The organism is Halomonas sp. MS1 (genome assembly GCF_024182575.1).
Lineage (GTDB): Bacteria > Pseudomonadota > Gammaproteobacteria > Pseudomonadales > Halomonadaceae > Vreelandella.
The window spans coordinates 2,043,552-2,057,157 of the sequence record NZ_CP098926.1; the positions used below are offsets into that span (position 1 = coordinate 2,043,552).

The 13,606-nt window shown below is 55.0% G+C and carries 11 protein-coding genes; 8 read left to right on the forward strand and 3 right to left on the reverse strand.

Annotated features, from left to right (window positions below):
• Positions 1–18 precede the first annotated feature (18 nt).
• From NF683_RS09265 to NF683_RS09295, 7 genes are all read left to right on the forward strand, one after another.
• On the forward strand, positions 19–207 hold the full coding sequence (locus NF683_RS09265) for a hypothetical protein (protein WP_089039321.1): 189 nt from the start codon (positions 19–21) through the stop codon (positions 205–207).
• Positions 200–1,708 (forward strand): sodium:solute symporter family protein, encoded by a 1,509-nt coding sequence (locus NF683_RS09270; RefSeq protein ID WP_089039320.1) that lies wholly within the window; start codon positions 200–202, stop codon positions 1,706–1,708. The genes NF683_RS09265 and NF683_RS09270 overlap by 8 nt, the downstream gene beginning before the upstream one ends.
• 129 nt (positions 1,709–1,837) lie before the next feature.
• On the forward strand, positions 1,838–2,869 hold the full coding sequence (locus tag NF683_RS09275; protein WP_089039319.1) for a M29 family metallopeptidase: 1,032 nt from the start codon (positions 1,838–1,840) through the stop codon (positions 2,867–2,869).
• Positions 2,870–3,275: 406 nt separating this feature from the next.
• Entirely contained in the window at positions 3,276–4,418 is a 1,143-nt protein-coding gene (locus NF683_RS09280; protein WP_089039318.1) for an ABC transporter ATP-binding protein, read from the forward strand.
• Between the two features lie 79 nt (positions 4,419–4,497).
• A complete protein-coding gene (locus NF683_RS09285; RefSeq protein WP_193061709.1) occupies positions 4,498–5,601 on the forward strand; it encodes an extracellular solute-binding protein in 1,104 nt (367 codons plus the stop codon).
• Between the two features lie 90 nt (positions 5,602–5,691).
• Positions 5,692–6,945 carry an ABC transporter permease gene (locus tag NF683_RS09290; RefSeq protein ID WP_253921787.1) on the forward strand — a complete coding sequence of 418 codons (1,254 nt, stop codon included), beginning with the start codon at positions 5,692–5,694 and terminating at the stop codon, positions 6,943–6,945.
• A 3-nt stretch (positions 6,946–6,948) separates the two neighbouring features.
• On the forward strand, positions 6,949–7,800 hold the full coding sequence (locus tag NF683_RS09295) for an ABC transporter permease (RefSeq protein WP_089039316.1): 852 nt from the start codon (positions 6,949–6,951) through the stop codon (positions 7,798–7,800).
• 40 nt (positions 7,801–7,840) lie between these two features.
• On the opposite strand, the gene NF683_RS09300 is transcribed toward NF683_RS09295, so the two are convergent.
• From NF683_RS09300 to NF683_RS09310, 3 genes are all read right to left on the reverse strand, one after another.
• The gene (locus tag NF683_RS09300) at positions 7,841–9,892 is read right to left on the reverse strand and encodes an NADH:flavin oxidoreductase (RefSeq protein ID WP_089039315.1); all 2,052 of its coding nucleotides are present in this window, start codon (positions 9,890–9,892) and stop codon (positions 7,841–7,843) included.
• A 132-nt stretch (positions 9,893–10,024) separates the two neighbouring features.
• On the reverse strand, positions 10,025–10,651 hold the full coding sequence (locus NF683_RS09305; protein WP_089039314.1) for a TetR/AcrR family transcriptional regulator: 627 nt from the start codon (positions 10,649–10,651) through the stop codon (positions 10,025–10,027).
• Positions 10,652–10,830: 179 nt separating this feature from the next.
• Positions 10,831–12,117, reverse strand: coding sequence for an aromatic ring-hydroxylating oxygenase subunit alpha (locus tag NF683_RS09310; RefSeq protein ID WP_089039313.1), 1,287 nt, complete (start codon positions 12,115–12,117; stop codon positions 10,831–10,833).
• A 361-nt stretch (positions 12,118–12,478) separates the two neighbouring features.
• Here NF683_RS09310 and NF683_RS09315 point away from each other — a divergent pair, with 361 nt between their 5' ends.
• Complete coding sequence (locus tag NF683_RS09315) at positions 12,479–13,585, forward strand: hybrid-cluster NAD(P)-dependent oxidoreductase (RefSeq protein ID WP_089040919.1); 1,107 nt, start codon at positions 12,479–12,481, stop codon at positions 13,583–13,585.
• The last annotated feature ends 21 nt before the right edge of the window (positions 13,586–13,606 follow it).

The following is a 13,606-nucleotide window of genomic DNA, read 5'->3' on the forward strand; positions in this document are numbered from 1 at the left end:
AATAAAACGAGGTGGATTATGAAACGCAGTAAATGGATATGGCTAGTATGGGCAGTTGTCCTGCTGAGCTACCTAGTGCCTTACACCCTCCTAAGCGGGGTCGCGTTCTGGTACGGCAGCTTCCTGTTTTGGATGTTGGCAGGGCTGATCATCATTGCGCTGAATGTGTTTATCACTAAAGATTTTGAGGAGCACAGCAATGACTGAGTCACTCATCTGGTGGTCGATTGCCATCTATTTATTGATCGCTATTGGCATTGCGATCATGTCTCGCCAAGGCCCTTCCGAAAGTATGTCGGGATACTTCCTGGGTAACCGACAAATGAACGGCTTTGTCTCGGCGCTGAGTTACAGTGCCACTACCTACAGTGCTTTTATGATGGTGGGCTTGGCAGGTCTTACCTATGCCGGCGGCGTGGGAGCGCTCGGTTTTGAAATCATCTATTTTGCCGGTGTATCGCTTGTGGCTATCTTCGGGCCAAAATTCTGGGCGGTGGGCAAGAAGTTTGGCTTTGTCACCCCCAGCGAAATGTTGGGCCACCGCTACAACAGCAAACATGTGGCCATGGCTGTCTCGATTGCCAGTTGTATCTTCCTGATTCCCTACTCGGCCGTTCAGCTCGCGGGTGTCGGTTACCTATTGCAGGGTATTACTGATGGCGCGATTACCTTTACGACTGGGGTGGTGCTGGCCACTGTCATCGCCATCTTCTTCTCCTATATCGCGGGCATTCGTTCGGTGATGTGGACCGACTCGCTCCAGGCCATCATGATGATTGTCGCTTCAACCCTAGTGGCCTTCCTGGTAATCCAGGGCTTGGGTGGTTTCGGCGCACTATTCGATACGCTGGCAACGGAACATCCACAGTCGCTGACGGTGCCCGGCCCTGGCTTGTTCAGCTTTGTCACTTTCCTGGGGCTTACTATTCCCTGGTTCTTCTTTAGCATTTCCAACCCGCAGGTCAGTCAACGCCTGTTTATGCCTTCCTCGCTGCGCTCCATGCGCCACATGCTGATTGGCTTCCTGGTATTTGGTTTTATCTACACCATGGTCTCTGTGCTTTGGGGCTTCTCTGCTTTAGCCGCATTCCCAAGTCTTGCAAGTGCAGATTTAGCCACGCCTACGCTGCTGGCCTCGGAGTTTGTACCGCCAGTATTAGGGGTGATTGTGATGATCGGCATCATGGCTGCTGCCGTCTCCACCATTGATTCGATCATGCTGACCTTGGCCTCTATGGTTTCCCGCGACGTCTATGCCAACGTCAAACCGAACGTCAGTGAAAAGCGCCAACTGCTGGTGGGCAAGTTCGTGGTGCCAGTGATCGCACTGATGGCGCTGGCCTTTGCCGAGCTGCAGCTTGACCTTATTGCAGTGCTGTCGGTGGCCGCTTCCTCGGGTCTGGTAGCGATGGTGCCAGCACTTATCGGTGCCTTCTATTGGAAGCGCGGTACTGGTGTCGGTGCACTGGTAAGCGTAGTGGGCACCAGCGCCTTTGTGCTGTTGATGTATGCCACTGGCAATTCGCTGTTGGGCCTACCCGCTGGCGTTTGGGGCATTGTGGTCGCTAGTGTGCTGTTTGTTGGCGTTAGCCTTATGACCAAACCTCATCAAGCCTCTTCGGACGCCTTCTTTACCGCCATCGCGGAAGAGCTGAGTAAAAAGCGCCGTACTACCACCGATCAAGCGACGAAAGAAGCGGCTGCCTAATTGACGTTCAGCTTTGAACCGATAACACCACAGAGCGCTTGGTGTGCCCAAAGGTGAGCACGAGCGCTCTCAGCTAACACTCCCCGGTATGCTATAGCTGTGCTTTCGCCTGGGGAGTTAGGAGTATGTATGGATCACGCAAGCTTTGCCGAAATTTGCCTCCATCAGCTAAAAATGTCCGGCGTACATGAAGGCGAAAAACTCGTCGTACTGACCCAGGGTAGCGAACGCCTTGATTATGCGGATGCCTTTATGGCGGCGGGACAGCGTTTAGGCGCCAATATGTACCACATGCGGTTACCCGCGCCGTTACCTACCGGTGGCTGGGCCGTGGGAACAACGGGGCTTGCTAGCATGCCCGATGCGGTGGAAGCGCTGAAAAACTGCGACATGTTGATCGATTGTATTTTCCTGCTGTTCTCTCCCGAGCAAATGGCGATCCAAGCCGCGGGTACGCGTATATTGACGGCGGTTGAACCGCCAGAATTACTGGCCAGAATGTTGCCCACCAAGGAACTAAGGGAAAAGGTTGAACTGGCCGCCGCGCTGCTGGAAAAAGCCAAAGTGATGCGCATCACCTCGCGCCATGGCACTGATGTCACCTACCAACTGAATACTTATGAGACGGTTGCTGAATATGCCTGTACCGACGAACCGGGGCGTTGGGATCACTGGCCCTCTGGCTTTGTGTTTACCGGAGGGGATGACGATGGCGTTGATGGCACCATTGTGGTGGCGCCGGGCGATATTCTGCTACCTCAGAACATATATGTCAGAGAGCCCATTACCTACACCATTGAAAAGGGCTGGATTACCGACATACGTGGTGGGCTCGATGCGGAGCTAGTGAAATCCTATATGGATAGCTTTAACGATCCGCGCGGCATGGGCATGAGCCACGTAGGCTGGGGCATGAACCCGAACGCCAAATGGCACCGCATGGTGCCGGGGGAGTTCCCGGGTGGCATGGGGATGGAGCCGCGCAGCTTTTATGGCAACGTGATGTTCTCCACCGGCCCGAACAGCGAGCTAGGTGGCACAAATGATACCGCCTGCCACTTGGATATCCCGATGCGTAATTGCTCATTGTTTCTTGATGATGAACCCATCGTGATTGATGGTGATATTGTCGTAAAAGAGCTGCAGATGGACAGAAACTGACAGGCAAGCAATACATAGTGCGAAGAGCAATACATAGTGCGAAGAATGGTGCGAAGATGAACGCAACGATGCCATTGTACGTTTAAGTATGCCGCTTGCCTCTTGCCGCTTGAATATGAACTAACCGATAGCGCCGCTCCTGTCCATGGGGGAATCCTCCATGGGCATTGCTGTGTCTCGATGCCAAAAGATATCTCCCATAGTTGACTTTGCTATGCCTATGTTAGGTTGATATTCAACGCTAATTGTCCTCCCCGGAAATTGTAATGCGCTACAAACTCACCTTATGGTCATTAATAAGTATTAGGAAAAAAATATAAACCAATAGGGGCCCGGGGATGTGTGGAGGTATGTGTTGAATCGAGCACTTACCTTGGCGCAACGGGACTTTTACCGGGGAATGTGCATGAATGAGACCCTTGCAGACGCTGGGGGCACGACGAAGGCAACGGCAGAAGCGCCGTCGAGTTTTGCTCGCTTCGTCAATGTCCAAAAGAGTTATGACGGTGTTGAACTGGTCGTCAAGGACTTCAATCTTGATATCCGCAAGGGCGAATTCGTCACCCTGCTGGGCCCTTCGGGCTCTGGAAAAACCACCTGTCTGATGATGATGGCAGGCTTCGAAACCCCCACCCATGGTGAGATTCTGCTGAACGACGAGCCAATTAGTGGCTTGCCGCCGCACAAGCGTGGCATTGGCATGGTCTTCCAGAACTATGCGTTATTCCCGCACATGACGGTGGCCGAGAATCTTGCTTTCCCGCTTGAGGTGCGCCATCTCAGCAAAGCGGAGATCAAGGAGAAAGTGGCTAAAGCACTGGCCATGGTACGCCTGGAAGAGTTTGGTGATCGCCGCCCGGCGCAGCTCTCTGGCGGCCAGCAGCAACGGGTGGCATTGGCTCGTGCGCTGGTCTTTGAGCCTGATCTGGTGCTGATGGACGAACCGCTGGGCGCGCTGGACAAGAATCTTCGCGAAGAGATGCAGTACGAGATCAAGCGCATTCACGCCCGTCTTGGGGTAACCATGATTTACGTCACCCACGACCAGACCGAAGCACTGACCATGTCTGACCGCATTGCGGTCTTCAACGATGGCATTGTGCAGCAGTTAGCCTCTCCGGACGAACTCTACGAACGGCCGGAAAATGCCTTTGTGGCGTATTTCATCGGCGAGAACAACCGCTTGGTGGGTGACGTTATCGAGCACCTCGGTAGTGACTGCAAGGTGCGCCTGGATAGCGGCGACATGGTGATTGCCAAAGCGGTGGCATCGGGCGACGTAGGCTCGCGTACGACGCTATCACTGAGACCCGAGCGGGTCAGCATCCTGCCGGATGATACCGACGGCGCGCAGTTCGACAACCAGTTCACTGCCACGGTGCAGGAGGTTATCTACCTTGGCGACCATCTACGCACGCGGGTGTCGGTGTGCGGTAACGAGGACTTTATTTTGAAAACGCCCAATGCCCAAGGGTGTGGGGTGATGCGCCCCGGCCAGCAAATTCAGGTTGGTTGGTCGAGTGCCGATTGCCGCGCGTTGGATGCATGAGCCGGACGGCAGTCAAGTGCGCCGTTTCTCGGTACCTGATGGTGCCGGCGGCGATGACAACAGCAAACGGAGAATCTCTATGAAAATCAGCAATCGCGTTGTTAAGACAAGTATCGCTGCCGTGGGGATGTCGGCACTTGCCGTAGCGGTTAGTGCCCATGCTCAGCAGACGCTGAATATTGTTTCTTGGGGCGGTGCTTACAGCATGAGCCAGCACGAGGCTTACGATAAGCCGTGGATAGAGAAGACGGGTGACGAGATTGTCAATATCGACCGCAGTGGTAACGCTTTGGCCGGTCTGCGTGCTCAATCTCAGGCTGGCAACGTGACCTGGGATTTAGTCGACATGCTCCCCGCCGATGCCATGATCGCTTGTGATGAAGGGCTTATCGAGCCTCTCGACCACGATGAGCTGCTGGCCGACGCCCCGGATGGCACGCCGCCAAGTGAGGACTTCGTCGAGGGGGGCTTGGGGGACTGCTTTGTGGCGTCCATCGTCTATTCCAATATTGTCGCCTTCAATAGCGAGATGTTCCCAGAGGACGCTCAGCCCAGCACCATCGAGGATGTCTTCGACCTGGAAAATTACCCCGGCAAGCGGGCTCTGCTGCGCAAGCCGATTAACAATATGGAATGGGCCTTGATCGCCGATGGTGTCGAGCGTGATGAGGTCTACGCCATGCTTGAGACCGAAGAAGGCGTGCAGCGTGCCTTCGACAAGCTGGATACCATCAAGGATGAAGTCATCTGGTGGGAAGAGGGCGCCCAGCCGCCTCAGCTGTTGGCCGATCAGGAAGTCGCCTTTGCCTCCGCCTACAATGGTCGGATCTTCAATGCCATGGTCACTGAAGACCAACCCTTCGAGATCATTTGGGATGCGCAGGTGTTCGAGCTGGATGGCTGGGTTGTGCCCACCGGCAAGCTCGACAAGGTGAAGGATTATCTCCATTTCGCCACCGATACCCAGCGACTCGCCGATCAGGCTCAGTACATTTCCTATGGCCCGGCACGTCTTTCTTCCTCTGAGCTGGTGTCCACCCATGCCGAAACCGGTATCGATATGACGCCGCACATGCCAACCCACGAACCGAACTTCGCAACGGCACTGCAAAAAGATGACCTGTTTTGGGCTGACTACAACGATGAGCTGACCCAGCGCTTTAACGCCTGGCTATCCCAGTAAGGCGCTGCCGCCGTCCGTCGACAATCGGGCGGCGGCATACCGATAGCCGATCGTTGCTGATCGCTTTTCTTGCCTGACGGAGAGATCTACGTGTCCGAACCGCTTGCAGCTCCTCTGACAACGGCCGATGGCGTGCCGCTCAAGGTTAGCCTGCGTCGCACTGTGCGACGCTCGAAAATCAAGGCGCTGCTGCTGGTTGCGCCGCTACTGGCATTCTTGTTTATCGCCTTTCTGATGCCCTTGTTCGAAATGCTGTGGCGCAGTGTCGATAACCCTGAAGTGTCCACCCATCTATCACGAACCGTTTCAGCGCTGGAAGGCTGGAATGGGGAGTCATTACCCGATGAAGCCGCCTTTGCCGCCTTGGCTGAGGACCTTCGCGTCGGTCAGCAGGAACGCAACCTGGGGCTGTTGTCCAGCCGACTGAATTATGAAAAGTCGGGTATGCGTTCGACCATTAGCCGCACGGCGCGACGTGTTGGTAGGCTGGAACCGCCGTATCGCGAGTCTCTGATCGAGGTCAAGGATACCTGGGGAGAACTCGATACCTGGAAGCTGATCCAGCGTGAGGCGTCGCCCTACACCATTTCGTATTATCTGGCAGCGGTCGACCGTCAGTTGAACGCGGACGGCGAGATCGCCAAAGTGCCGGAACATATGCAGATCCACGCCACCCTGTTTTGGCGAACGCTATGGATGAGCGCTGTCATCACGGGCCTGACGCTAGCGCTCGGTTTTCCGGTGGCCTTTCTGCTGGCGAACCTGCCGACGCGTCACTCCAATCTGCTGATGATCCTGGTACTGCTACCGTTCTGGACCTCGCTGCTGGTGCGCACCACCACCTGGATTGCCATCCTGCAGTCACAGGGGGTGCTCAATGACGTGATGGTAGCCCTCGGCGTGATCGCCGATGAGGCGCGGTGGCAGATGATCCACAACAAGATGGGCACGATCATCGCCATGACGCATATTCTGCTGCCTTTTATGATTCTACCGCTTTACTCGGTGATGAAGACCATTCCACCCAGCTACATGCGCGCCGCCCGCTCGTTGGGGGGCAAGCCGTTTCTCAGTTTCCGTCGGGTCTATTTTCCGCTGACGATCCCAGGCATTGCCGCTGGTGGCATCTTGGTATTCATACTATCGATTGGCTACTACATCACACCGGCGTTGGTGGGTGGGCAGTCGGGTCGCTTCATCACTAATTACATCGCCTACCATATGCAGACATCGCTCAACTGGGGGCTGGCGGCTGCGATTGCCTCCATCCTGCTGTTCGTGGTGATTATCTGTTACCTGGTGTTCAATCGTCTGATCGGCGTCGACAAGGTCAAGCTGGGGTAAACGATGGCTATTCCTTCCTACGCCACCCGTGGCGAGCGCATTTGGCATTACATCTTTCTGGCTATCTGTGGCCTAGTGTTCCTATTCCTGATCGGGCCGCTATTGGTGATCATACCGCTGTCATTCAACGCGCAGCCCTACTTCACCTTCAGTAAGGAAATGCTGACTTTCGACCCAGCCGGTTATTCGTTGCGCTGGTATCAGGACTTCTTTACATCGAGCGAGTGGCTCAATGCCATCAAGAACAGCTTTATCATCGGTATTGCGTCCACGCTGCTAGCCACAGTGCTAGGGACGGTGGCGGCGTTAGGGTTGTCGAGTCGGCATATGCCTGCGCGTGGCGCGATTATGGCGCTGTTGATCTCGCCGATGATCGTGCCGTTGATCATCTCTGCGGCGGCGATGTTCTTCTTCTTTTCCAAGGTCAATCTCGCCCAGACCTACGTAGGCGTAATCCTGGCCCACACGGCGCTCGGCATTCCCTTCGTGGTCATCACTGTGACGGCGACGCTATCGAGCTTCGACACCACGCTGATCCGCGCGGCGCATAGCCTTGGGGCTAACCCGACACGGACCTTCTTTAAGGTGGTGCTGCCACTGGTCACGCCGGGGGTGGTGTCGGGGGCGTTGTTTGCTTTCATTACGTCCTTCGACGAGGTGGTGGTGGTGCTGTTCATCGCCGGGCCCGAGCAACGTACCATGCCGATTCAAATGTGGTCGGGCATTCGCGAGCAGATCAGCCCAACGATCCTCGCTGTGGCAACCCTGCTGGTGCTGCTCTCGATGCTGCTACTCACTACGCTTGAGCTGCTACGCCGTCGCAGTGAGCGTCTGCGGGGGCTCTCTCCAGACTAAGCCCAAACAGCGTTTTTACCGCACCGGTTTGATGCGAAAACTAAAGGTCTTTGACCAACCTAAGCGCGTCGTAGATGGCCGCGTGAGTATTACGGGACTCGACGGCATCACCGATACGGAACAGTTGGAAGCTGCCATCCGGATTGCGCGTTATGCTCTGGGGGGCGCCCACGATTAGGTCATCGTAATTCACCTCGCCGCGGTTGCTGGAGTGCGGTTTTAGCTCAAAATAGAGTTCGGCCATCGGTGTAATGCCGTAGTTGACCACCACTTGGTCGATGCGCCGTGCATGCTCCCTATCCTGCTGGCCGTGAACAACATAATCGCTGGTGATTTCGGCGAGCAGTTGGTTGCCGTCGCGCTGCACAGACTTCAACCGGTAAGTCGGTGTGAATATGACGTTGGCGCGCTGTAGGGAACGCATGTAGGGCACCAGGTTCATGGCCATGATCTCTGCGGAGAAGGTGCGGTCCGGCGTCATAATCTCAAGCTCTGCTCCCGTGGCGGCAATGATCTCTGCCGCCTGCAAGGCGGCATGGTCGCCTGCATCGTCGAACAGTAATACCCGCTTGCCCGGCGGCACGTGCCCGGAAAGAATGTCCCAGGTGTTGATCACTAAGTCGTGGCCGACGGTGGGTTGGTCTTCCATGGGGTAGCCGCCGGTGGCCACGATCACCACATCAGGTTTTTCGGCGAGCACGTCCTCGGCTTCGGCCCAGACGTTGTAGCGGATCTCGACACCGAGTGCCTCGCAGCGCGACAGACGCCAATCGATGATGCCCAGCATCTCGCGACGTCGCTCACTCTGCGCCGTGAGCCGTATCTGCCCTCCAGCATCGCTGGCAGCTTCTAATATCACCACCGAATGGCCACGCTCGCCGGCAACACGAGCAGCTTCTAATCCCGCTGGACCTGCGCCGATAATGACGACTCGCCGTTGCTGTACCGCCTTGGGAATGGTGTGGGGCATGCTGGTTTCACGCCCGGTGGCCGCGTTATGGATGCAGTAGGCGGCACCGCCTTGATAGATGCGGTCAAGGCAGTAGTTGGCGCCAACGCAGGGGCGGATCTCTTCCTCTCGCCCCTCTACGATTTTGCGCACGATGTGCGGGTCGGCCATGTGGGCACGGGTCATGCCGATGATGTCGACCTTGCCGGAGGCAATGGCGTAACGGGCAGTGGCGACATCCTGAATCTTGGCTCCATGAAAGGTGGGGAAATCGGTCTCACGGCGTATTTCTCCGGCAAAATCCAGGTGCGGGGCGCTGGGCATGCCTTGGATGGGAATCACGTCGGTGAGCCCCGCGTCGGTGTCGATGTGGCCGCGAACCACGTTGAGGAAGTCTATCAGGCCGCTACTCTTTAAGCGTCGTGAGATCTCCAGCCCATCACTGGATGTCAGTCCACCCGATAGCATTTCGTCGCCGGTATAGCGAACGCCGACGATGAACGCCTCGCCAACTCGCTGGCGAATGGCGCGCAGCACGTCAAAGGTGAAACGCAGTCGGTTATCGAGATCCCCACCATAAGGTTCCTCTAAGCTATTGGTCAGTGGCGACCAAAACTGATCCATCAAGTGGCCGTAGGCCTGCAGCTCGATGCCATCGAGACCGGCAGCGTGCATGCGTTCGGCAGCATCGGCGTAGTCACGGATCAAACGTTCGATATCCCAGTCCTCGACCTGTTTGGGAAAGGCGCGGTGGGACGCCTCGCGGCGATGAGAAGGCGACACCGCTGGCAACCAGTCACCTTTGTCCCAACGGGTACGTCGGCCCAAGTGAGTCAGTTGGATCATTACCGCGGTACCGTGCTCGTGGCAGGCATCGGTCAGCTCACGCATCCAAGGTACGACTTCATCCTTATAGGCGAGAATATTGTTGAACACCGGCGGGCTGTCTTTTGCTACCGCCGCGGATCCTGCCGTCATGGTCAGGCCAAGACCTGCCTTGGCCCGTTCGACGTGGTAGGCACGGTAGAGTGCTTTGGGCATCCCATCCTCAGGATAAGCGGGCTCATGAGCTGTCATCATAAGCCTGTTTTTTAGGGTCAGGTGTTTGAGTTGGAAGGGCTGCAACAGCGGATCGTTAGCCATGGGTAGCACTCTATTTTGTTGTGTATTTAACAAAGTTAGGTGCCGATGTTCATATCTGTCAATTTAATGTTCATTGGTGTACGTTGGCGGGGCGGTAACTGGCATAAACCCGTCGCTTATCGTATCGGCCGACTACTCTTCTATGTACCCATGGCGGGCATGGAAGCGTTGCAGCTCCCTTGAGTCAGGAGACTGGCCGGTGAATATTGCGACATAGGCGGGGATGCGCTGCATACGTACTTTGATCGGCTCCTGCGTCTTCATCGAGATATAGCCGATCTGGGTTAGGTAGATCGTGCGGGCACGAACGTTGGCCGCCAATGAATCATAACCGTAGCGCTGGAACATGCGTGTCAGGGCTTCAATGCGTGTGGCATCGGCAGTCTCGATTTCACTCACCACCGGCGCCGACTGCAGTGCCCAACTGCGCATGGCGAATTCTAGCGGGGAGTCGAATAAGTTAGGATCTAACCAGCAGTCGAAGACATTAAGCATCGCCTCGACGATATTCTCGGCATAAGCTTCGGTCTGATGCACCAGTCCCTGGGTGTTCTTTTCACGCCAGCGTGCGATCAGTGCTTCCAGCAGCGACTCACGGTCCTTAAAGAACCAGTAGAAGCTGGTCCGAGAAAGCTTTAGGCGCTTGGCCAGGGGCAGAATGCGGACGCTATCGATGCCTGATTCCAGTAGCGTCTCAAACGCCGCATCAAGCCAGACGTCTTGGGAGCCCTTGGTGGCGGACGTATTGGGGGAGGGCATGGGGCTAACCTTTAGGAGTGTTGCGATACAGTGTACACATGTGTCTTTTATGTGTACACGTGGTTAGCGCTCTCGGCTGAGTTCTGGTGAAGGTGACGATCAATGTCTCTATGCGCGCCGCTAAACAAGTCTGGCCCGCATAAGCGGGCCAGATGGATGGGGAAATCACTCTGCAAACGTCAGCCTTGCGCTAACTGTAACGCGGGAGCCTCGTGGCCTAGATTCTCAAGCATACGGGCGGCGTACCAATTGACAAAGTCGATAACACCGAACTCATAGGTTTCAGAATAAGGCCCAGGCTGATAAGCCTTTGAGTTGATGCCGCGCTGGTTCTCTTCGGCGAGCTGGCGATCCTGGTCGTTGGTGGCATCCCATACTCGGCGAAGCTGTTCGGGGTCGTAGTCGACACCTTCCACGGCATCCTTGTGTACAAGCCATTTGGTAGTTACCACGGTTTGCTGCGGACCGATTGGCAACACGCGAAATACCACTGCGTGATCGCCCATGAAATGGTTCCATGAGTTGGGCAGATGAAGGATGCGCAGTGAGCCCATATCGGGGCTTGATAAACGTCCCATCAGTTTCTTGCTGCCGGGCTTACCATCCATTGTCATGGAGACAATGCCATCCAGCAGTGGCGTACGCGTCAGGCGGTTGCGTTTACCAAACCGCTTCAACTGGTAGGGCACCTGTTCGGCATCCCAATCTGCTTGTTTACGTGCCACCAGCGCTTTATAAGCGGGTGTTGCGCGGGGGTCGTCGGTATCATCAAACTCCTGCAACGAATTAAGCAGTTCAGGGTGGGCGCCGTTACAGTGGTAGCACTCGCGGTTGTTTTCGATCACGAGTTTCCAGTTGGCTTGCTCGACGATGCTGGATTCGGTGGCAACCTTGACGTTGTCCATCTGGTACGGCTCGAGATAATGCTCAAGCGTTGTCAGAAAATCGTCAATGGCAGGTGGCTCATCGCTTAGGTTGATAAAGATGAAGCCGCCAGCTGTTTGGACGTTGACCGGCTTGAGGCCAAACTGGTTGAGGTCGAAGGCAGTGCCCATGTCGCTACCGGCAAACAGCAATCGGCCATCAAGCTCGTATGTCCACTGATGATACGGGCAGACGAGTTTTGCTACCTTGCCCTTATCTTTTACGCACAGACGCGAACCGCGATGGCGGCACACATTGTGAAACGCATGAATAACGCCTTCACTACCGCGCACAATAACGATGGGGTTGTCGCCAATATCCAAGGTGATGAAGTTACCCTTGGTGGGGATCTCGCATGTCATGCCTGCGAACAACCACTCTTTTTCGAAAATCTCTTGCATATCAAGAGCAAACAGTCGGGCATCGTTATAAAACGGTTGCGGAAGAGAAAAGGTACGCGCCCTTTCCTGCAGCATATGGGCCGTTGACTCACGAGCCGCAGCGAGTGGGTCGTCCATCATATTAGAAACACTTTTTTCCATACCAGTATCCTCGTAAACCTCCGCTTTCCCCTCAAGGGCTGCGTGGCGGCCGTTAGTCAAGATTGTTTATCTTGTTGTTCTGTTGCGTAACCTGGCGTTTTATTCGAATGGGGCCTGATGTCAGTGTCTGATTGTGTTGCAGGCTAACCCCTACCAGTTATCTGCCCGCGACATCAGGTGGCGTAACGGCGACTAAAGAAGAGCTTTCTAAGCAATAAAGAGTGGCACGAGGTAAGTACGCGTCGTTGTCAGGTAAGTCGGCTAAGAGGAGCGTCCCCAAAATGCACATCAACGGTGCTGGGCTATAGCGAATATGGTTCGGTAATGCATAGCGATGAAGGCTGGTCAGGCAGAGGCGATAATGACAACTAATTTCTTTAACCCGGTCACGACCCAAACCTGGACTAACGGCCGCCACCAGGTACGTTGCGTTAAGGTGATCCAAGAAACCCAAGATGTACGCACGTTCTGTTTTATGGCGGAGCAACCCGTACTGTTCTTCTTCAAGCCTGGCCAGTTTGTGACCCTTGAGCTTGAGATCGATAATCAGCCGATCATGCGCTCCTATACAATCTCAAGCTCACCCTCTATTCCTTACAGCTTTTCGATCACTGTTAAGCAGGTGCCGGGAGGCAAGGTTTCCAATTGGCTGCATGCCAATTTAAAAATAGGCGACGAGCTGGTGGTGCATGGGCCGGTCGGTAACTTTAACTCGATCGATTTTCCCGCCGAGAAAGTGTTGTTCCTCTCTGGTGGTGTTGGCATTACCCCTTTAATGTCCATGACACGTTGGCTTTTTGATACTAATGCCGCTGTGGATGTTGAATTTATACATAGTGCTCGAGCTCCCCGCGATGTCATTTATCATCGTGAATTGGTGCATATGTTTTCGCGTATCCCCGAATTCAAACTGCATATTATCTGTGAGAGTAAAGAGGATATTGGAGAGGCGTGGGCTGGCTACCGGGGTTATCTCACCGAGCCGTTATTCGAATTAATGGTGCCGGACTTTATGGAGAGGGAGATCTTTTGTTGCGGCCCAACTCCCTATATGAACGCCATCAAGCGTATTTTGCAGCACCATAACTTTGATATGAGCCATTATCACGAAGAGTCGTTTGGCGCCACGCCTATCGACGTTCGTGATGATGTGCGTGAGCTGGCCGAGCAAGCAGAAGTCGATGCTGAAAATGTTGATAGCAATGACTTGCACAGCATTGAGTTCGCATCGACCGGCAAAAGTGTGCGTATTCAGCCTGGCGAAACAGTGCATGCAGCAGCGGCGAAGTTGGGTCTGCATATCCCCAAAGCATGTGGTATGGGGATATGCGGTACTTGCCGCGTAGAGCTCAAATCGGGGGAGGTAGATATGGAGCATAACGGGGGCATTACGGATGAGGATGTCGCAGAAGGATACATTCTATCTTGCTGCAGTCGTCCTAAAGGGGACCTCGTCGTCGATTTTTAACGCAGTCATTTTTTAATACTT

Bases quoted from the DNA above. Each gene is read 5' to 3' on its own strand.
- NF683_RS09265 (WP_089039321.1), top strand. From the start codon at position 19: ATGAAACGCAGTAAATGGATATGGCTAGTATGGGCAGTTGTCCTGCTG.
- NF683_RS09270 (WP_089039320.1), top strand. From the start codon at position 200: ATGACTGAGTCACTCATCTGGTGGTCGATTGCCATCTATTTATTGATC.
- NF683_RS09275 (WP_089039319.1), top strand. From the start codon at position 1,838: ATGGATCACGCAAGCTTTGCCGAAATTTGCCTCCATCAGCTAAAAATG.
- NF683_RS09280 (WP_089039318.1), top strand. From the start codon at position 3,276: ATGAATGAGACCCTTGCAGACGCTGGGGGCACGACGAAGGCAACGGCA.
- NF683_RS09285 (WP_193061709.1), top strand. From the start codon at position 4,498: ATGAAAATCAGCAATCGCGTTGTTAAGACAAGTATCGCTGCCGTGGGG.
- NF683_RS09295 (WP_089039316.1), top strand. From the start codon at position 6,949: ATGGCTATTCCTTCCTACGCCACCCGTGGCGAGCGCATTTGGCATTAC.
- NF683_RS09300 (WP_089039315.1), bottom strand. From the start codon at position 9,892: ATGGCTAACGATCCGCTGTTGCAGCCCTTCCAACTCAAACACCTGACC.
- NF683_RS09305 (WP_089039314.1), bottom strand. From the start codon at position 10,651: ATGCCCTCCCCCAATACGTCCGCCACCAAGGGCTCCCAAGACGTCTGG.
- NF683_RS09310 (WP_089039313.1), bottom strand. From the start codon at position 12,117: ATGGAAAAAAGTGTTTCTAATATGATGGACGACCCACTCGCTGCGGCT.
- NF683_RS09315 (WP_089040919.1), top strand. From the start codon at position 12,479: ATGACAACTAATTTCTTTAACCCGGTCACGACCCAAACCTGGACTAAC.